Origin of the sequence: Thalassotalea agarivorans, assembly GCF_030295955.1 — a bacterium.
Classification (GTDB): Bacteria; Pseudomonadota; Gammaproteobacteria; order Enterobacterales; family Alteromonadaceae; genus Thalassotalea_D; species Thalassotalea_D agarivorans.
In genome coordinates, this window is record NZ_AP027363.1 from 61,127 (window position 1) to 81,114 (window position 19,988).

Annotated in this window: 17 protein-coding genes; 13 read left to right on the forward strand and 4 right to left on the reverse strand. The window is 42.5% G+C overall.

Translation table 11 applies throughout. The features are described 5' to 3' along the window. The first annotated feature begins 8 nt into the window (after window positions 1-8). Complete coding sequence (hemB, locus tag QUD85_RS00320; protein WP_093329386.1) at window positions 9-1,019, forward strand: porphobilinogen synthase; 1,011 nt, start codon at window positions 9-11, stop codon at window positions 1,017-1,019. Between the two features lie 53 nt (window positions 1,020-1,072). Here the strand turns inward: hemB and QUD85_RS00325 are convergent, their stop codons facing one another. Next, a complete protein-coding gene (locus QUD85_RS00325) occupies window positions 1,073-2,557 on the reverse strand; it encodes a Ppx/GppA phosphatase family protein (protein ID WP_093329384.1) in 1,485 nt (494 codons plus the stop codon). Between the two features lie 6 nt (window positions 2,558-2,563). Continuing rightward, a complete protein-coding gene (rhlB, locus tag QUD85_RS00330) occupies window positions 2,564-3,817 on the reverse strand; it encodes an ATP-dependent RNA helicase RhlB (RefSeq protein ID WP_093329383.1) in 1,254 nt (417 codons plus the stop codon). A gap of 231 nt (window positions 3,818-4,048) precedes the next feature. Between rhlB and trxA the strand changes: the two genes are divergently transcribed. The 4 genes from trxA (at window position 4,049) to fre (ending at window position 8,165) form a co-directional block, all read left to right on the forward strand. Next, window positions 4,049-4,375 (forward strand): thioredoxin TrxA, encoded by a 327-nt coding sequence (gene trxA, locus QUD85_RS00335; protein WP_093329381.1) that lies wholly within the window; start codon window positions 4,049-4,051, stop codon window positions 4,373-4,375. 165 nt (window positions 4,376-4,540) lie between these two features. Then, on the forward strand, window positions 4,541-5,800 hold the full coding sequence (gene rho / locus QUD85_RS00340) for a transcription termination factor Rho (protein WP_093329379.1): 1,260 nt from the start codon (window positions 4,541-4,543) through the stop codon (window positions 5,798-5,800). 59 nt (window positions 5,801-5,859) lie between these two features. Next, on the forward strand, window positions 5,860-7,335 hold the full coding sequence (gene ubiD / locus QUD85_RS00345; RefSeq protein WP_093329377.1) for a 4-hydroxy-3-polyprenylbenzoate decarboxylase: 1,476 nt from the start codon (window positions 5,860-5,862) through the stop codon (window positions 7,333-7,335). A gap of 134 nt (window positions 7,336-7,469) precedes the next feature. After that, window positions 7,470-8,165: an NAD(P)H-flavin reductase gene (gene fre / locus QUD85_RS00350; RefSeq protein ID WP_093329376.1), complete on the forward strand. Its 696-nt coding sequence runs from the start codon at window positions 7,470-7,472 to the stop codon at window positions 8,163-8,165. Between the two features lie 56 nt (window positions 8,166-8,221). Here the strand turns inward: fre and QUD85_RS00355 are convergent, their stop codons facing one another. Continuing rightward, window positions 8,222-9,064: a peptidylprolyl isomerase gene (locus QUD85_RS00355; RefSeq protein ID WP_093329374.1), complete on the reverse strand. Its 843-nt coding sequence runs from the start codon at window positions 9,062-9,064 to the stop codon at window positions 8,222-8,224. A 105-nt stretch (window positions 9,065-9,169) separates the two neighbouring features. On the opposite strand from QUD85_RS00355, the gene QUD85_RS00360 reads away from it, so the two are divergent. The 8 genes from QUD85_RS00360 (at window position 9,170) to recG (ending at window position 17,929) form a co-directional block, all read left to right on the forward strand. After that, window positions 9,170-9,880, forward strand: a complete 711-nt coding sequence (locus tag QUD85_RS00360) for a DUF445 family protein (RefSeq protein ID WP_093329372.1) — start codon at window positions 9,170-9,172, stop codon at window positions 9,878-9,880. A 194-nt stretch (window positions 9,881-10,074) separates the two neighbouring features. Beyond that, complete coding sequence (locus QUD85_RS00365; protein WP_093329370.1) at window positions 10,075-11,265, forward strand: amino acid aminotransferase; 1,191 nt, start codon at window positions 10,075-10,077, stop codon at window positions 11,263-11,265. 153 nt (window positions 11,266-11,418) lie between these two features. Then, entirely contained in the window at window positions 11,419-12,042 is a 624-nt protein-coding gene (gene gmk / locus QUD85_RS00370; RefSeq protein ID WP_093329368.1) for a guanylate kinase, read from the forward strand. Between the two features lie 63 nt (window positions 12,043-12,105). Continuing rightward, window positions 12,106-12,381 (forward strand): DNA-directed RNA polymerase subunit omega, encoded by a 276-nt coding sequence (gene rpoZ / locus QUD85_RS00375; protein ID WP_093329367.1) that lies wholly within the window; start codon window positions 12,106-12,108, stop codon window positions 12,379-12,381. A 172-nt stretch (window positions 12,382-12,553) separates the two neighbouring features. Continuing rightward, a complete protein-coding gene (spoT, locus tag QUD85_RS00380) occupies window positions 12,554-14,659 on the forward strand; it encodes a bifunctional GTP diphosphokinase/guanosine-3',5'-bis pyrophosphate 3'-pyrophosphohydrolase (protein WP_093329365.1) in 2,106 nt (701 codons plus the stop codon). A 32-nt stretch (window positions 14,660-14,691) separates the two neighbouring features. Then, the gene (locus QUD85_RS00385) at window positions 14,692-15,081 is read left to right on the forward strand and encodes a RidA family protein (RefSeq protein WP_093329363.1); all 390 of its coding nucleotides are present in this window, start codon (window positions 14,692-14,694) and stop codon (window positions 15,079-15,081) included. A 16-nt stretch (window positions 15,082-15,097) separates the two neighbouring features. Then, window positions 15,098-15,805 carry a tRNA (guanosine(18)-2'-O)-methyltransferase TrmH gene (gene trmH, locus QUD85_RS00390; protein ID WP_093329361.1) on the forward strand — a complete coding sequence of 236 codons (708 nt, stop codon included), beginning with the start codon at window positions 15,098-15,100 and terminating at the stop codon, window positions 15,803-15,805. 36 nt (window positions 15,806-15,841) lie between these two features. Continuing rightward, window positions 15,842-17,929, forward strand: coding sequence for an ATP-dependent DNA helicase RecG (recG, locus tag QUD85_RS00395; protein ID WP_407705091.1), 2,088 nt, complete (start codon window positions 15,842-15,844; stop codon window positions 17,927-17,929). Here recG and QUD85_RS00400 read toward each other — a convergent pair. Then, on the reverse strand, window positions 17,919-19,925 hold the full coding sequence (locus QUD85_RS00400; RefSeq protein ID WP_177168889.1) for an acyltransferase family protein: 2,007 nt from the start codon (window positions 19,923-19,925) through the stop codon (window positions 17,919-17,921). The genes recG and QUD85_RS00400 overlap by 11 nt on opposite strands. Between the last annotated feature and the right edge of the window lie 63 nt (window positions 19,926-19,988).

Genomic DNA, 19,988 nt, shown 5'->3' on the forward strand with positions numbered 1-19,988 from the left:
GGCAAACTATGAATAGTGGTTTTGGACAATTTCCAGGACGTCGCTTGCGCCGCATGCGCAAAGACGATTTTTCACGTCGTCTAATGGCTGAAAATCAGCTGACAGTAAACGATCTTATCTATCCTGTTTTTGTACTCGAAGGAGAAAAACAGCGTGAAGCTGTGCCTTCTATGCCAGGCGTTGAACGCAAAAGCATTGATTTGTTATTAGAAGAAGCAGAAGAATTAGTTGCCCTTGGGATACCAGCTGTAGCTCTGTTCCCGGTAACACCTGCAGAAAGCAAATCATTAATGGCGGAAGAAGCCTACAACCCAGATGGTCTAGCACAACGTGCCGTTCGCGCACTTAAGGCTGCCTTTCCAGAGCTTGGCGTTATTACCGACGTTGCATTAGATCCATTTACTACGCATGGCCAAGACGGCATTATCGATGAAGATGGTTACGTGCTTAATGATGTTACCAAAGACATTTTAGTCAAGCAGGCGTTGTCTCATGCTGAGGCCGGTGCAGATGTTGTTGCGCCATCTGATATGATGGACGGCCGTATTGGTGCTATTCGAGAAGCGCTAGAGCAAGCAGGGCACATTAATACCAGAATTTTGGCTTATTCGGCAAAATATGCATCCAATTACTATGGCCCATTTAGGGATGCTGTTGGTAGCGCAGGCAATTTGAAAGGCGGTAATAAGTTTACTTATCAAATGGACCCTGCAAACAGTGATGAAGCCATGCAAGAGATAGCACAAGATCTTGGCGAAGGTGCTGATATGGTGATGGTGAAGCCAGGAATGCCGTATTTAGACATTGTACGCCGCGTTAAAGATACCTTTGCTGTGCCAACATATGCTTATCAAGTAAGCGGTGAATATGCCATGCATATGGCAGCGATTCAAAATGGTTGGTTAGCGGAAAAGCCTTGTGTAATGGAAGGGCTACTTGCTTTTAAACGGGCAGGGGCCGATGGCATTTTAACGTATTTTGCCAAATCAGTGGCACGTTGGTTGAAAGAAGAACAATAAAAAAAGCCTTGGTTTTCCAAGGCTTTTTCTTTTTATATCATCGCTAAATTTTCTTATTCTTGTTCGAGTAGTTGCAAAGAAATTCCCATAGGCGATATTTGCTGTTGCTCAGTCTCGATCTGTGCTTTTATCAATGGCGACACATTTTCTATCGCAATCGCAAGGTTTGCATCATCTTCAGCATATAGCTTAACTTTAGGTAGCAGCATGTTGTCTCGATGAACACTTAATTTGATCGCTAGTCTTAACAACACGGTAAGCAGTTTTGCTTGCGCAAGTGGTAGTTCGACTTGCTCGGTTAAAAGCTTTTCGTTAATTTTGCCACTTTGATTGGCAAGCAGGGCGCACAGCAACTGACGTTGGCTTACATTGAAACCTGCTAGCTCCATATGGTTAAGCAAATAGTAGGCATGGCGTTCATGATTCTTAAAGCCAATGCTTTTGCCTATTTCATGCATTTTACAGGCAGCAGACAATATCTCTCTAATATCATTGTCAGCCAGAATTTGCGTATATTGCTCACTCGAAGCAAGCTGCTGCACCAGCATTTCTACTCGTTGGCTTTGTTGAAGATCTAATGAAAAGCGAGCGGTGATTTGATTGCACGTTTTCATGCGCACCGGCATTGGCTTTTCGCCATTAATCATTTGATACAACAAGCCTTCGCGTATTGCGCCAGAAGACAACTGTATTTGTTCAAAGCCAAAGCTTTCAAAAGCCGCTGCTAAAATAGCTAATCCACTAACAAATACCGGTACGCGTTCGACCTGCAGCCCTGCAATATCTATATCTTCAAAATTATCGAATGACAAAACTTGCTGTTTCATCTCTTCGATAAAAGATTTATTGATAAATGCATTGTGGCCGCGATGTGCGAGAATTTCTGCTAGCGCTTGCATGGTGCCTGAGCCACCAAGGACACATTGCCAGCCAATGGTTTTGTAGCTATCGACAAATACAGTCAACTGTTTTTTGGCTGCTGCTACAGCATCATTGAAACGTTGTTCAGTGATACCACCGTCTTCAAAAAATTGTTTATTAAAGGTGACACACCCTAATGCAAGACTGGTTGCTTTAAGAACAGAATATTTATGCCCGATCACAAGTTCGGTGCTGGCACCACCAATATCAATGACAAACCTTTGGTCGGCACTACTGTTAGTGCGAGCGACGCCCTGATAAATATATTCGGCTTCTTTCTCACCAGAGAGCAGGGTAATTTCTCTGCCTAATATCGCTTCAGCTTGTTCAATAAAGTCTGGTGCATTTTTAGCTAGCCTTAATGTCGCTGTAGCGACAATTCTGACTTTATCAGCGGAGATAGTGGTGAGCCTGTCAGCAAATAAGGCGATGCAATCGAGCCCGCGTTGCATCGACTCTTGTGACAAGTTGTTGTTTTCGTCTAAGCCGGAAGCTAGTCGGACTTTACGTTTTATTTTGTCAACAACCTGCATGCCAGATAGTGTATTGCGGACAATGAGCATGTGAAAGCTGTTAGAACCTAAATCTATAATGGCAAACAAGGGTTGTTGGGACATAATACGTTAACGTCTTCTTCTCGATTGATTGTTATTGTTTTTATTAGTCGAATGAGGTTTATGTCGACGAGTTCTTGGTTTCGGTTTTGGTAAATCGTTTAACAGTGACGATGGGTCGTATTTGCTTACTGGTAACGAATGACCGATGTAGTCTTCTATCGCTGGTAAGTTAAATACATACTGTTCACACGCAAGGCTAATAGCATGACCCGTCGCGCCGGCTCTACCCGTGCGGCCAATACGATGGACATAATCTTCACAATCGTCAGGCAAATCATAATTAAACACGTGTGTTACCGCTGGTATATGTAAACCTCTAGCCGCAACATCGGTTGCAACTAACACATCCAACTGGCCTTTAGAAAACTGCTCTAATATTTTTAGTCGCTTATTCTGTGCAACATCGCCGGTTAATAAACCTACACGAATCTTGTCGGCACGTAAATGGGCGTAAATGTTTTCACAGGTATGCTTAGTATTGGCAAATACGATGGCTTTATCTGGCCACTCTTCTTCAAGTAAGGTTTGAAAAAGCGCCATTTTGTCATCGTTTGATGGGTAGAATAATTCCTCGGTGATGCGCACATTAGTTTTTTGTTCTGGCTCAACTTCTACACTAACTGGGCTATTCATATGCTCAAAAGCGAGCTCTTTAACGCGTAGTGACAAGGTGGCAGAAAACAGCATGCTAATACGCTTTTCCGCAGGAGGCATACGCTTGAACATATATCGAATGTCTTTGATAAAACCTAAATCAAACATTCTGTCTGCTTCATCTAGTACGACAACTTCAATATTATCAAGGCGATACACACCTTGTTTGTAGTAATCAATTAAACGACCGCAGGTACCTATTAAGATATCGACGCCTTTTTCTAGGGTCTGACGTTGACTTTCATAGCCTTCGCCCCCATATACAACAGCAAGACGCAATCCTGTGCTTTTCGCCATTTCGATGGCGTCGCGTTGAATTTGAATCGCAAGTTCACGCGTAGGTGCCATGATAATCGCTCTAGGCTGATTATGTTCTGGCGTTGGATTGTTTAATAATTGATGAAAGGTAGCGGCTAAAAAAGCGATTGTTTTGCCTTCACCAGTTTGCGCTTGACCCGCGATATCTTTACCTAGTAATAGTACTGGTAGAGACTTTGCTTGAATATTAGTACAGTTTTCAAAGCCTTTTGCAGCAAGCCCTGCAAGGACTTTTTCATCAAGTCCTAGCGCTGAGAATTTAATATCTGTTAAGTGTGTTTTGTTCATGGGGACTTAGCTTAACAGGTTCTATGTGCAATAAGAATGTTTAGTTTTTGGAAATTTTTATTATCTTGTAACGGTTTATAGCATTGATATAAAAAATATCGGCTATATATCAGCCAACACTAGCAAGGAATAAATAGTTATTTTCATTGCGAAAAAGTTACGTTTATAATGGCACTCGAAATCATTGCCATTGTTTAGATGGCCTATGGCCTAAATGTTTTGGAGAAAAAAATGAGCGATAAAATTGTTCAATTAACCGATGCTGGTTTTGACGCGGATGTTTTGAATGCGTCTGGTCCTGTTTTAGTAGACTTTTGGGCAGAGTGGTGTGGACCGTGTAAGATGATTGCACCGATCCTTAATGACGTTGCTGAAGAGTACGCTGGTCAGGTAACAATTGGTAAATTAAACATTGACCAAAACCCAGATACAGCACCTAAATACGGTGTGCGCGGCATCCCAACTTTAATCTTGTTTAAAGATGGCGCTGTTGTAGACACTAAGGTTGGCGCATTATCGAAGACTCAACTTAAAGAGTTTTTAGACGCGAATATTTAGTATTCTAAATAAGGCCTGCAAATTTGCAGGCCTTTATTTTAATTGACCTTTACCCAGCATATTTTTAGTGCTAAATTTACTACTCATATAATATACACATCAGAAGCGAACTTCTTTCGTATCTTTGCCAACAGGCATTAAACAATAACTTTTAGAATCCTCACTATGAATCTTACCGAACTTAAAGATAAATCAATCAATGAATTACTTGCTCTAGCAGAATCTATGAAGCTTGAGCATTTAGGGCGTAGCCGCAAGCAAGACATCATTTTTGCCATCTTAAAAGCACATGCTAAAAGTGGTGAAGATATCTTCGGCGGTGGCGTATTAGAAATACTACAAGATGGCTTTGGGTTCTTACGTTCTTCCGACTCCTCCTATTTGGCAGGTCCTGACGATATCTATGTATCGCCAAGCCAAATTCGCCGATTCAGTATGCGAACGGGTGATACGATTCAAGGTAAAATTCGTCCGCCAAAAGATGGTGAACGCTATTTTGCTTTGCTAAAAGTAAATGAAGTTAACTTCGACAAACCAGAAAATTCTCGCAATAAAGTCCTTTTTGAAAACTTAACACCGATCCATGCCAACAATCGTATCGTAATGGAACGTGGTAATGGCTCTACTGAAGACATTACTGCTCGTGTGTTAGATTTAGCTTCACCTATTGGTAAAGGTCAGCGTGGTTTGATAGTTGCACCGCCGAAAGCCGGTAAAACCTTGCTTCTGCAAAACATCGCACAAAGCATCGCGCACAACCATCCAGAGTGTGAGTTAATGGTGTTGTTAATCGATGAGCGTCCAGAAGAAGTTACTGAGATGCAGCGATTAGTTAAAGGTGAAGTCGTTGCTTCTACCTTCGACGAACCAGCAAGCCGTCACGTTCAGGTTGCTGAAATGGTGATTGAAAAAGCCAAGCGCTTAGTTGAACACAAGAAAGATGTGGTCATTCTATTAGATTCAATCACTCGTTTAGCACGTGCGTATAACACGGTTATACCTTCATCAGGTAAAATCCTAACCGGTGGTGTTGATGCGAATGCATTGCATCGTCCGAAACGCTTCTTTGGTGCAGCTCGTAATATTGAAGAAGGCGGTAGCTTAACGATTATTGCGACAGCATTGATTGAAACCGGCTCGAAAATGGATGAAGTTATCTATGAGGAGTTTAAAGGTACAGGTAACATGGAATTACACCTGTCTCGTAAGATAGCAGAAAAACGAGTTTTCCCTGCAATCCACTTTAACCGCAGTGGTACGCGTCGTGAAGAGCTACTGACAAAAGCGGATGAGCTACAGAAAATGTGGATATTGCGTAAGATTGTCCATGAAATGGGCGAAATCGACGCAATGGAGTTTATGATAGATAAACTGGCAATGACAAAGACCAATGATGAGTTCTTTGATGCAATGAAACGCAAATAGCGCTTCAAGATTTTCAAAAGCCAGCAATTTGCTGGCTTTTTATTACCTCAAAAGAAACGATGAAATATAAAGACTTAAGAGATTTTATTGATCAGCTAGAAAAGCTTGGTCAGTTAAAAAGAATCAAGCAACCGATTTCAACGCATTTGGCGATGACAGAAATCAGTGATCGTACTTTGCGTGCGCAAGGGCCAGCGTTGTTGTTTGAAAACCCTGAAGGTTTTGACACACCTGTACTGGCGAACTTGTTTGGCACACCCGAACGAGTTGCATTGGCAATGGGGCAAACCGAAGTAAGCGCGCTTCGAGATGTTGGTAAGCTGCTGGCGACGCTAAAAGAGCCTGAGCCACCAAAGGGTTTTAAAGACGCCATCGATAAACTGCCTTTGTTCAAACAAGTGTTGAACATGCCGGTAAAAACGGTACGTAAAGCGCCTTGCCAAAAAGTGGTATTAACAGGTGATGACGTTGATTTAACTAAGCTGCCAATTCAAACGTGTTGGCCTGGCGATGTTGCGCCGCTGATTACGTGGGGATTAACGATTACTAAAGGCCCTCACAAAAAGCGTCAGAACTTAGGTATTTATCGTCAGCAATTATTAGGTAAAAACAAAGTCATTATGCGCTGGCTATCGCATCGTGGTGGCGCTATCGACTTTTTCGAATTTAAAAAGCAATTTCCAGGCGAAAAATTTCCAGTATCTGTTGCGTTAGGCGCTGATCCGGCAACTATTTTAGGAGCAGTAACGCCAGTGCCAGACACCTTGTCTGAATACGCCTTTGCAGGTTTGTTGCGCGGTAGTAAAACAGAAGTGACTAAATGTGTAAGTAACGATCTGGAAGTGCCAGCTTCTGCTGAAATCGTGCTTGAAGGCTATATTGATCCAGATGAATTGGCGCCTGAAGGCCCGTATGGCGATCACACCGGTTACTACAACGAAGTGGATAACTTCCCAGTATTTACCGTGACTCACATGACCATGCGTGAAAACCCAATTTATCACAGTACTTATACCGGCAGGCCACCTGATGAACCTGCTATCTTAGGTGTTGCGCTAAATGAAGTATTTGTGCCTATTCTTCAAAAGCAGTTTCCTGAAATTGTCGACTTTTATCTGCCGCCAGAGGGCTGTTCTTATCGCTTAGCTGTGGTCACAATTAAGAAGCAATATCCGGGGCATGCCAAGCGCGTTATGCTCGGGGTATGGTCTTTCCTAAGGCAGTTCATGTACACCAAATTCGTTATTGTCTGTGACGATGATATCAATGCACGTGATTGGCAAGATGTGATTTGGGCTATGACCACGCGTATGGATCCGGCGCGTGATACTACGATGATTGAACATACGCCAATCGATTACCTCGACTTCGCCTCGCCAGTATCTGGTTTGGGCAGCAAGATGGGGATGGATGCCACCAATAAATGGCCGGGTGAAACCGACCGCGAATGGGGCGAACCTATCGTTATGGATGAATCGATTAAACGTTATGTTGATGATATCTGGGATGAGCTTGATATCTTCGGTGAACAATAAACCTATCGACTAAGTCGCTTTTACAGTTCATTTGCATAGTTTTATTAGCTGACTAAAAAAAAATCGGTTACAATGTCGCCCTTTTTGTGTCCGGGCTCAATGTAGCCGATTTAATTGAAGGTGATGGATAGGTCATGCAAGCGGTAAAGTGTCAGGTTGAATCGTTAAGCAATTTAACAGCTCATGTGTTCAAAGTGATGTTAAAGCCAAGTGAGAAAGTAAACTTTCTTGCTGGGCAGTATCTTAATTTTGTCATGAGTGAAGACGACAAACGTCCATTCTCTATTGCCAGCTCTCCAAACAGCGATCTAATCGAACTTCAAATTGGTGCATTTGGCGAAGACAGCTATGCGATGCAAGTGATTGACCGTATCCGTGAAAGTGACACTGTGACTGTTGAAGTAGCCAATGGTAATGCTTATTTACGTGAGGAAAGTGAGCGCCCACTTATACTTTTGGCCGGTGGGACAGGCTTCTCTTTCATTAAATCTATATTTGAATACTTAGTAGACACAAATTCATCACGCCCAGTAAAAGTGTATTGGGGCCTGCGTGACGAAAGTGCCGTATACGAATTGTCAGAAACTAAAACTGCGATAGAGTCACTTCCCAATGGTTCATTTGTGCCAGTGGTTGAGAACGCTTCAACACAGTGGCAAGGTAAAACAGGTTTAGTGCACAAAGCGGCAATGGCAGATTTTGATACTCTTGCTGGTTACGACATCTATCTTGCCGGTCGTTTTGATATGATCGGTGTGTTACGAGATGATTTTGTTGCACATGGCGCAGATATCGACCATATGTATGCCGATGCTTTTGCGTTTATCTAACGCAGCAATATCACAATATTGATAAAAAAAGGGCTGACGCCCTTTTTTTGTGCTCGCTATTTGCTTACCGGCGCTACTCTAGAATGCACTTGCACTTGGCATACATCCAATACCGCTGGTGGCGTGTGATAGAAGAATGGGTGTGTTCTGTTCGCGCGATTAAATAAACGCTTTGCGAAGGCATCAGTATCTGTGCGTTCAACTTCTATCGTTAGTTGTTTCTTTTGGGGCAAATCAGCCATTACGTCGAAAGATACAATGTCGGTAAAACCTTTTTCAGCAATAATATCATCACCTTTATAGTCTTTAGTTCTGGCAATACCTTGCACATTGTCCATGCCATAAATAACACGACCGAATATCGCCATGTTACGATCTAAATAGCGCGGCGCTTGACCGATGACAAAATAAAAGTGATGTGTGCCACTGTCTTTATCGGTCTCCCTTGCCAGTGCGATTGTTCCAGGGCAATGAGTTAACCAAGCTGATGATTTGTCCGCATCAAGTGCCACAGCAAAGCCGTCTTTAAAGCCTGTTTCAGCGGCGAACATATCTGTTTTTGATACAGAAGTGTATGGCCATTGCTTATCGATCTTAATGCTGTCTTCCATGGCAATAGTTTTACTTTCCGTTGGGTCTTCAAGAGGACCCGCCTGCGCAACAAAGCCATCTACAACACGATAGAACTTGCTTTGGTGATAGAACCCAGCACGCACTAGCGATTTAATATGGGCTACGTGATTTGGTGCGAACTCTGGGGCAAGCTCGATGACTACTAATCCATTAGCGAGGTTTAACAGCAACGTATTTTCTTTGTCTGGCGTGCGCCATAACGACTCACTTTCTGCGCTTTGGCTAGAAAAGGTCAGTAAAGTTAACAACACTAGCGTTAGTTTCATCTGTTTTTTCTATGTTTTGGTTTTACTGTATCGAACCATTTATTGGAGCGAATGGCAAGGGACTGGTATTATGCGGTCAAAAATATCGTCGAAAAGGATTGTCCCTTGAACAAAAGCTTAGCCACAAATCTTATTGCCTTGGCCGCGCTACTTGCAGGCTTTTTGCTAGAACAACACATTGTATTCACCGTTGGCTTATTCGCCCTTTCCGGGGCTGTGACTAATTGGATAGCCGTGCATATGCTATTTGAAAAAGTTCCGTTTTTGTATGGCTCTGGTGTCGTGCCAGCGCGCTTTGAAGAGTTTAAAGCCGGTATCAAACATTTGATGATGACCCAGTTCTTTACCGAGCAAAACATTGATCGATTCCTCTCTACAAAAAGTGGTGATGCCGCTGCTATTGACCTGCAAGGGATTATCCAAAAAGTAGACTTGTCGCCGGCTTTTGACAAACTGGTGGAGGTTATCGAAAACAGTAGCTTTGGCGGAATGTTAGCAATGTTTGGTGGTAGTGAAGCCTTGCAACCTATGCGTGAACCTTTTGTAGAAAAAATGCAACAGGCATTGGCTGAGATAACAGAAAAAGACGACTTTGCTGAACTTGTAAGAGCCGAATTAGAACAGCCTAATATACTTGATAATATGCAGCAAAAAGTCGCTGATATTATTGAGCAACGGTTAAACGAATTAACGCCGCAAATAGTGAAAGACATTGTGCAGGATATGATACGAAAACACTTAGGTTGGCTCGTTGTTTGGGGCGGCGTGTTTGGCGGTTTGATTGGCTTAATAGCGGCATTAACCACAGGCTTTTAATTGGTTTTTTTTATGGCTTAAAGACGTGTAAAGATCGAAGCGAGCTAAGTCATTTTAAAAAAGCATGAATAACTCGAAAAATTATCTGTTTCGGTATTACTTGTTACTCTGATTTGGGGTATGCTTTCGCTTTACGTCACACCGCAAGGCGTGGCCTTTTTTGAACACTTAATAAATGCAACAGGAAAACAATCATGTTTGGTAGTTTACAAGCGTTACCAGCAGACCCTATTTTAGGACTTTTGGCAAAATATCGTGAAGATACAAATCCGCAAAAAATCGACTTAGGTGTTGGTGTATATAAGGATGAATCTGGACACACAGCGATATTAGACTGCGTTAAAAAAGCAGAACAACATCGCTTGGAAACTGAAGACACTAAAGTTTACATTGGCCCAACAGGATCGCCATTGTTTAACCAAACAATGAGTGAGCTTATTTTTGGTGCAAGCCACCCTGTGCTTTTATCAAACCGTGCACGTACAGTTTCGGCGCCAGGTGGCACCGGTGCTTTGCGCGTAGCGGGTGAATTTATTAACAACGTAAAGTCTGGTGCAACGATTTGGGTGAGCAACCCAACGTGGGCAAACCACACAGGTTTGTTTGAAGCGGCTGGCTTAGAAGTTAAAACATACCCGTACTATGATTACGAGAACAAGTGTTTAGACTTCGACGGCATGCTGGCGCAATTGAAGCAGTTAAGCAGTGACGACGTTGTTTTATTACATGCATGTTGTCACAACCCTAGTGGCATGGATTTATCGCAAGAACAATGGCAACAAGTCGTTGAAGTAGCGAAATCAGTTGGTTTCTTACCTGTTATCGATATGGCATATCAAGGTTTTGGTGACGGCTTAGACGCTGACGCTTATGGCCTTCGTTTAATGGCTGAGTCTGTGGATGAACTCGTGATTTGTAGTTCTTGTTCGAAAAACTTCGGTTTGTACCGCGAACGTATTGGTGCGTGTACTGTTATTGCAGCAAGTGCAAGCGCAGCTGATGTTGCAAATTCTGTGCTGTTATCGACGGTACGTTGTATCTACTCTATGCCACCAGCGCATGGTGCAGCGATTGTAGAAACGATTCTAAGCAGCGAAGAATTAACGGCACAATGGCATCAAGAACTTGCTGAAATGCGTGATCGCATTAATGGCAATCGTAAGCTAATTGTAGACAAGCTTGTTGAAAACGGTGTAACACGCGACTTCTCATTTATTACGCGTCAAAAAGGGATGTTTTCATTCCTAGGTATTACCCCAGAGCAAGTACAGCAGCTACAAGACGAGTACTCAATTTATATGGTGGGTTCTAGCCGTATGAGTATTGCAGGTATCGCCAATAGCAATGTTGATTACCTAGCAGCGTCAATTGCCAAAGTATTGTAATCAACCAATAAGCTAAGTAAACGCCGGCGCTATTTAGTGCTGGCGTTTTTGTTTGTAGCCGTTAGCGTATACGCAACAAACCTAGAAATACCCAGTAAAATTGGGTATAGTGCGCGGCTATATTTACGTCCAAAATGTTTTTAGGAGCTCAACGTGACGGACAGTGGTAATTTATTTGTTTTGTCGGCACCAAGCGGTGCAGGTAAATCGAGTTTAATCGCAGCATTGCTGAAACAAGGTTCAAGCCGCCCTCTTCAGGTGTCGGTTTCAACAACAACGCGCGACGCTCGTCCGGGTGAAAATGATGGTGAGCACTATCATTTCGTATCAAAGCAGCAATTTGAGCAACAAATTGAAGACGGCGTGTTTTACGAATGGGCAGAAGTCTTTGGTAACTATTACGGCACTTCAGCTGCTGCGATAGATGAACAACTAGGGAAAGGCATCGATGTTTTTCTTGATATCGATTGGCAAGGCGCGCAGCAAGTGCGCATGAAAAAGCCAAATGTTACTACTATCTTTATAACACCACCGTCGAAGCAAATATTGGAAAAACGATTGCGTGATCGCGGACAAGACAGCGAAGAAGTGATCCTTGATCGTATGTCGAAAGCGCAAGCGGAAATATCGCACTATAATGAGTTCGATTACATCATTGTTAATGAAGACTTCGATACCGCCTTGTCAGAATTAACGACAATTGTTGAAAACCAGCGTTTAAAAAGAAGCCAGCAAGTACAAAAACATAAAGATCTCTTTGATCAATTACTTGCTTAAAACATAGGCTAAACGTAAAATAGCCTACTATTTTGTCATTTTTACTATATTTGGAGAAACCAAATGGCTCGCGTAACCGTACAAGGTGCAGTAGATAAAATCGGTAACCGTTTTGATTTAGTTCTGATATCAGCACGTCGTGCTCGTCAGATCGCAACAGGTGGTAAAGACCCATTGGTTGAAGTTGAAAACGACAAGCCAACAGTATTAGCGCTTCGTGAAATTGAAGAAGGTTTAATTACCACTGAAATCATGGACGAAACAGATCGCAACGAACAAGTTCAGCAAGAATCAGCTGAATTAGCAGCGGTTGCAGCCATTGTTGGTGGTCAAGGCTAATAAAACGTTAACGTTTTTATTCAAATTTTAAGAACGCGTAATAATTTTTTGTTATTACGCGTTTTTTCTATCCAAAATTTAGTATTATTCAGGTATAGCAAGATTTGACGCTATGATTCCTTGCCAAATAGTTGGCAGTAGTTGTACATCAGCGAAAATAAAGAGGTTATAGGTGTATCTATTTGAACCCCTAAAAGAACAGGTTTCGACTTATTTATCTAAAGTTCAAATTGATCTGTTAAAACAAGCATATGTGGTTGCACGCGATGCCCATGAAGGACAGATGCGCTCTTCAGGTGATCCTTATATCACCCACCCTGTTGCTGTTGCACAGAATCTTGCCAAAATGCACCTCGATCACGAAACTTTGATGGCCGCCCTACTCCATGATGTTATCGAAGACACCGAGGTCACCAAAGAAGATCTCGCTAATTTATTTGGTGATACCGTTGCTGAGCTTGTCGAAGGCGTAAGTAAACTCGACAAAATCAAATTTAATAGCAAAGAAGAAATGCAGGCGGAAAACTTCCGCAAGATGGTCCTTGCCATGGTGCAAGACATTCGCGTTATTTTAATCAAACTTGCTGATAGAACGCACAATATGCGCACGTTAGAATCATTACGCCCAGATAAAAGGCGACGTATTGCGCGAGAAACACTAGAGATTTATGCATCGATAGCTAACCGCTTGGGTATTCATGATATTAAGAATGAGCTAGAGGTTTTGGGTTTTGAAGCCCTGCATCCAATGCGAGCACGTGCACTTAAAAGTGCTGTTAAGCAAGCGCGCGGTAACCGCAAAGAAATCATCAATAATATTCAAACAGAGATTATTCAGCGCCTTGAAGAATCTTCTATTTCGGCGCAAGTTAACGGTCGTGAAAAGCATTTGTATTCTATCTACCGCAAGATGAAGAACAAAGAGCTAGTGTTCAATGAAGTCATGGACATCTATGCCTTTAGAATCATTGTCGATAACAAGCTTGACGACTGTTATCGTGCCTTGGGTGCAGTACATAACTTGTTTAAGCCCATTGAAACGCGCTTTAAAGACTATATCGCCATTCCAAAAACCAATGGTTATCAATCATTACATACCTCACTTATTGGTCCGCACGGTATTCCTGTAGAGATTCAAATTCGTACCAATGACATGGATCAAATGGCAGATAAAGGTGTTGCGGCGCACTGGTTATACAAACAAAGCGGTGACGACGGCGGAACAACCGCGCAAATGAAAGCACGTCGCTGGATGCAAAGTTTATTGGAACTGCAGCAAAGTGCCGGTAGCTCATTTGAGTTTATCGAAAACGTTAAAACAGAGCTGTTTCCAGACGAAATCTATGTGTTTACTCCCGATGGTAAAATTATCGAATTGCCAATGGGCGCTACCGCAGTAGATTTTGCTTATGCCGTACATACTGATGTAGGTAATTCTTGCGTGGGAGTGCGCGTTGATCGCAAACCTTATCCACTTAGTCAACCCCTTGATTCAGGGCAAACCATAGAGGTTGTTACCTCGTCTGCGGCAAGACCAAACGCTACTTGGTTGAACTTTGTTGTGACCGGTAAGGCGCGAATGCAGATTCGTTCTTACTTGCGCTCTCAAGAGCAAAATGAATCACTTGCGCTGGGTAAACGCTTGTTAAGCCACGCACTTGGTGACAAATCGCTGGAAGATATTGGCGAAGAGAAGATACAAGACGTATTGGTCAAAAGCGGTTATCAATCAAAAGACGAAATGTTCGTCAATATTGGTTTAGGTAATACATTGGCATTGGGTATCGCCAAGCTTTTAACTGACGAGTTTACCGAAGAAGAAGCATTTGAGCATAGCAAGAAAGCGAATATTGCTATCAAAGGCACTGAAGGCATGGTGGTTAATTTTGGTAAATGTTGCCGCCCTATTCCGGGCGATCATATCGTTGCCTACTTAAACCCAGGCAAAGGCATGATGGTGCATCAACAAGACTGCCGTAATATTAAGAATCATGAACAAGGCAGTGTTTTCCCGGTACGTTGGGATAATGATATCGATAGAGAGTTTATCGCTCGTCTGCGTATTGAGATCATCAACCACCAAGGTGCCTTAGCTGCACTAACCAACGTTGTGGCAAAAAGTGATTCCAATGTACATTCTTTGAATTCTGGTGAAAAAGAACCAGGTATTTACGCGATTGACGTTGAAATTGGCGTTCGCGACCGTATTCATTTAGCAGATATCATTAGAAAGATAAAAGTAATGGTAGATGTTCAAAAAGTATCAAGAAATAAGTAAAACAAACGATTACAACAAGGATTTACACTAGCATGAAATCAATCATCTCTACAGAACATGCGCCAAGTGCCATAGGCACTTATAGTCAGGCAGTTAAGGTTAACAACACCGTCTACTTGTCTGGTCAAATACCGCTTGTACCGGAAACCATGGAAGTGGTTAGTGATGACTTCGAGCAACAAGCTCATCAGGTGTTTAAAAATCTGTCTGCCGTATGTGAGGCAGCCGGTGGCAATATCAATGATATGGTCAAGGTTAATATTTTCATGATTGACTTATCTAACTTCGCGACAGTTAACGAAGTAATGAGTCAGTATTTCCAAGAACCTTATCCAGCTAGAGCCGCTATTCAAGTGTCGCGTTTACCTAAAGACGTAGCAATTGAAATAGATGGCGTCATGGAACTGCCAAACGTTTCTTAATTTTAAAGGTAATAGTATGACCCCAGAACGTTTTCAACGTATTAATGAAATGTTAGATCAGCGCCAACCTGATCTGACGGTCTGCATGGAAGGCGTGCACAAAAATCACAATCTTGCCGCTGTGGTAAGAACATGTGATGCCATTGGGGTTAGTGACGTGCATGCCGTTTGGAAAAACGAGCAAATGCGTGTTTCTGGTGGCAGTGCTGCGGGTAGCCAAAATTGGATTGACGTGCACAACTACTCATCGACAAAAGATGCAATATCTAAGCTAAAAGAACAAAACATGCAGGTATTAGTCACGAACTTGTCTGATACTGCTGTAGATTTTAGAGAAGTTGATTACACCAAACCTACTGCCATTATTTTAGGGCAAGAAAAATTCGGTGCATCTGAAACAGCGCTAGAGATGGCTGATCAAGATATCATTATCCCGATGGTCGGCATGGTGCAATCACTTAACGTTTCTGTTGCATGCGCGGTTGTACTGTACGAAGCGCAACGCCAGAGACAGCTAGCGGGCATGTACGATACACCGTCAATTGATGAAGAGCGTCGTCAACGTTTTCTGTTTGAAGGTGGTCATCCGATATTCGCTAAAGCGTGTAAACGCAAAGGACTACCTTACCCCGCTATAGACGAAGAGGGACATATTGTTGCATCTGATCAGTGGTGGCAAAAGATGCAAATGACACAAGAGTCTTGGGAAGAACTCGACCAATAGCATTAATATCACGTATTTTAAGGACATATTATCAACATATCTGCGCTTGAGAATTTAGCCAATACTAAAATTTCTGTGCTCAAAGGTGTGGGTCCTAGCATGGAGCAGAAGTTAGCCAAACTTGGATTATATAGTTTGCAGGACTTACTGTTTCACTTACCAACTCGGTATGAAGATCGCACGCGCATAACAGCGATTCGTGATCTTCAACCCAAAATATATACCAATGTCATAGGCGAGGTCGTCGCCAGTAATATCGTACATGGTCGCAAACGCATGATGTTAGTGACTATTAATGACGGCAGCGGTGTGCTTACCTTACGCTTTTTTCATTTTTCAGCGGCGCAAAAAAATAATCTATCACCTGGTACCGAAATTCGTTGTTATGGCGAAGTTAATCGTGGCCCGAAAGGTTATGAAATGGTGCATCCGGAGTACAAGGCTTTAGATAATGACCACGCATTAACGCCAGTGGAAGAAACTTTAACACCAGTGTACGCCACAACCGATGGACTAAGACAACTCACCCTACGACAGTTAACACAGCAGGCGCTTATTCGATTGCAACGTGGACAAGTACAAGATCTGTTGCCCGCGGATTTTGTCAATGAGCCTTTTACTCTAGCCGAAGCGCTTGCGTTTATTCATCGGCCAACGCCAGATACATCTACCGCAATGCTAGAAGAAGGTAAACATCCGGCGCAGCTGCGTCTGATAAAAGAAGAGCTACTAGCTTATAATTTGAGTATGTTAAAGCTGCGTCAAAGCGCTGATAAACACAACGCGGTGTCACTTGAGGTTACGCCAAGTTTGGAGCAAGCCTTTTTATCGCAATTACCGTTCTCGCCCACCAATGCACAGCAACGTGTTGTTAAAGAACTTAGGCAAGATATGTCTAAAAATGTGCCAATGATGCGGTTAGTGCAAGGGGATGTTGGTTCAGGTAAAACATTAGTTGCCGCGCTAGCTGCGCTAACCGCCATTAGCCAAGGATATCAAGTGGCGTTGATGGCGCCGACTGAAATATTGGCAGAGCAACATGCCATTAATTTTGATCGCTGGCTAAGTCCTTTGTCGATTAAAGTGGGTTGGCTTGCAGGTAAATCAAAGGCAAAGGAACGCAGAGAAGCATTAGCGGGTATGGAAAGTGGCGACTTGCAAATGCTTGTTGGCACACATGCGCTGTTTCAAGATGATGTTGTATTCAAAAAGCTAGCGTTAATCATCATTGATGAACAACATCGATTTGGCGTCCACCAAAGACTTACTTTACGAGAAAAAGGCGCCTTTGAGGGCAATTACCCGCATCAACTTATTATGACGGCTACGCCTATTCCGCGCACGTTAGCAATGACGGCGTACGCAGATCTAGACACCTCTGTGATTGACGAATTACCACCAGGGCGAACACCAATCACAACAGTAGCATTACCCGATTTACGCAGAGACGAAGTAATCGCCCGTATTGAACAAGCGTGCCAACAGGAAAACAGGCAGGCCTATTGGGTATGTACGCTGATTGAAGAATCAGAAGTGCTGCAGTGTCAGGCTGCAGAAGATACTGCGCTGTATCTGCAACAGCAATTGCCGGCGCTAAGCATAGGATTAGTGCATGGGCGCATGAAGGCGGCAGAAAAACAACAAGTGATGGATGCCTTCAAACAAGGTGAAGTAGACTTGTTAGTTGCTACCACAGTGATAGAAGTTGGCGTTGACGTTCCTAATGCCAGTTTAATGGTTATTGAGAATCCCGAACGCCTAGGTTTGGCGCAACTACATCAATTGCGCGGACGTGTTGGTAGAGGCAGTGTCGCATCACATTGTGTGCTGATGTATAAAACACCACTGTCGAAAACGGCTACTAAACGTTTAGCCGTGCTAAGAGACAGTAACGATGGATTTGTTATTGCACAAAAAGACCTAGAAATTAGAGGCCCTGGTGAAATGCTAGGCACTAAACAAACAGGTTTAGCAGAACTTAAAATAGCCGATTTAGTTAGAGATGGCGCGCTTGTACCGGAAGTGCAGCAGCACGCCTATTTGCTTTGGCAGAAATATCCAGATGCTGCACAAGCATTAATAAATCGTTGGCTTGGCAACAAAGAGGCATATTCTAATGCTTAAGCGAGCTAAGATATCGATCTAACGCTAACATCTCTGCGATTTTGATGTTAGTAGCAGGCATGAGGTTTCTTCTTAGATGGTGCTCATCTCGATATATCAGTTGATTGTTGATAATTGTTTTACATTGCCCTTCTGCACACAAGTGTTGCGAGGGAACGATCACTGAGACACGCGAGAAAGTATCAGCAACACTTATCAGCGCATTGTCGGTAATTTTGTGCCATTTGAGGACAGTATCGTAGTCTAAGTAATGATAATTTTGCTGGCATTGTTGCCTAAACAAAGACTGCTCCTCTGCAAATCTACATTCATTTAGATCCCTATTAGGTCTTGGTACGTCAGACAGCAGTAAAATAGGTAACTTTTTTATTTTTTGAATGGTTGCCGTCAACCCTTGAACGGTTAAATGAGCACCAATAGCTTGATCTTTGAGTTCATCAGCTATGTCTTGTTTGTTATTCGGAAATTCCTCGTTGTACAGCTTTAACGTTTGAATAGACCAAGCTGAGGCAAATATTACTGCGTCAATATCATCCGATTGATTTATCCATTCAATCGTATGCGTGTTACGCGTTTTACAGTCTTCATTAAACCTAGGGTATTTAGGGTAGTATGAGCGAACTAGCTGATTGTCGATATATGCGGGACATTTTCTAGGGGCTATAGCGATAGCTATGCTTTTTCCTGACGATACGCTATGTAAAATAGAAGCCCAGTGCTGAGAATGACTATCGCCCCAAATGACCACTCTTAAATCCGATGAATGCCAATCATCGCCAACCGTGCAAAATGTTTCATCAATTTGATCGATAAGTTTGAGTTGATTAGTGCAACTTATTTTTCTCATTTCACGCTTATCTGTGAAGCCTGCAACTCGGTCACTAAACCTTTCAGGTAAGCCTTTAGTAGAGAGTATTACTACACAAATAGACAATAAGCCGACATAGGCAAAGCCAGCATTTTTGTACACGGTTTTAACGCTGTATTGAGGTCGTCTAAAGCGCTCCTCTATGTATTTCCAAGATAAAAATGCGACTATCAAAGTAACACATGTCAAAGCTACTACTTCGTATACATTAAAAGCTCTTTGATTAATATAAATGCGATAAAAAACCACAATTGGCCAATGCCATAGATAGGCTGAATAGGATATTTTTCCAACAAATACCAGCGCCTTAAGCGATAGCAATCTTTTGATAATGTTTTCTTGGTGGCATGCTTGAATCAACAAAAACGTTGAAGCGGTAGGCAACAAAGCCAAATATCCAGGGTAAATATTGTTGTGATGAATAATAAAAAAACTTGTAACTAAAGTTATGGCAGATAGAGCTGCGACCCCGGTAGCTGTTTTCTTAGTTAACGTTAATGGATAAAAAACAATAAGGGCACCTAATGCTAATTCCCACGCTCTTGTGGGCAACATGTAAAACGCGAAATCAGGATAAAATTCAGACAACGCTACACTTGCAACAAATGACGTAGCAAACAGGGTCAAGAGAGCTAATTTCGCTTTGTTAATGCCAAAGCAGCGAGTCAAACATACGATAATAAACGGATGTATTATGTAAAATTGCTCTTCAATTGCTAAAGACCACATGTGCACTAATGGTGCTATTTGAGTCGATGTATCAAAGTAACCTGCGTTTTCCATAAACCAAAAATTGGCAATGAAAAAAATCGATGCGACGGCGCTTTTTGCTAATTCATAGTAGCTTGCAGGAGACAATATGAGCGAAAAGCTGGCTAGCGTCACCAATATTACAACTAGCGCAGCGGGCATCAGCCTTTTGATACGTCGCAAATAAAATTCAGAAAACGAAAAAGTCCCTTTTTCAGTATCCGATACTAGTATGCGGGTAATTAAATAGCCTGATATTACGTAAAAAACATCAACGCCAACAAAGCCACCTGAGAGGCTTTCCAAGCCAGCATGAAAAATGATGACACTGAGTACAGCTATTGCTCTCAATCCGTCTATTTCAGCTCTATACTGCAAATGATTTCCCTTTTGTTTTATGAACAGGCTTATCTTGTTTGTGTAAAGTATTGTTCGACCTAG

Coding starts and splice junctions, on each gene's coding strand:
- hemB (WP_093329386.1), top strand. CDS start 9: ATGAATAGTGGTTTTGGACAATTTCCAGGACGTCGCTTGCGCCGCATG.
- QUD85_RS00325 (WP_093329384.1), bottom strand. CDS start 2,557: ATGTCCCAACAACCCTTGTTTGCCATTATAGATTTAGGTTCTAACAGC.
- rhlB (WP_093329383.1), bottom strand. CDS start 3,817: ATGAACAAAACACACTTAACAGATATTAAATTCTCAGCGCTAGGACTT.
- trxA (WP_093329381.1), top strand. CDS start 4,049: ATGAGCGATAAAATTGTTCAATTAACCGATGCTGGTTTTGACGCGGAT.
- rho (WP_093329379.1), top strand. CDS start 4,541: ATGAATCTTACCGAACTTAAAGATAAATCAATCAATGAATTACTTGCT.
- ubiD (WP_093329377.1), top strand. CDS start 5,860: ATGAAATATAAAGACTTAAGAGATTTTATTGATCAGCTAGAAAAGCTT.
- fre (WP_093329376.1), top strand. CDS start 7,470: ATGCAAGCGGTAAAGTGTCAGGTTGAATCGTTAAGCAATTTAACAGCT.
- QUD85_RS00355 (WP_093329374.1), bottom strand. CDS start 9,064: ATGAAACTAACGCTAGTGTTGTTAACTTTACTGACCTTTTCTAGCCAA.
- QUD85_RS00365 (WP_093329370.1), top strand. CDS start 10,075: ATGTTTGGTAGTTTACAAGCGTTACCAGCAGACCCTATTTTAGGACTT.
- rpoZ (WP_093329367.1), top strand. CDS start 12,106: ATGGCTCGCGTAACCGTACAAGGTGCAGTAGATAAAATCGGTAACCGT.
- QUD85_RS00385 (WP_093329363.1), top strand. CDS start 14,692: ATGAAATCAATCATCTCTACAGAACATGCGCCAAGTGCCATAGGCACT.
- trmH (WP_093329361.1), top strand. CDS start 15,098: ATGACCCCAGAACGTTTTCAACGTATTAATGAAATGTTAGATCAGCGC.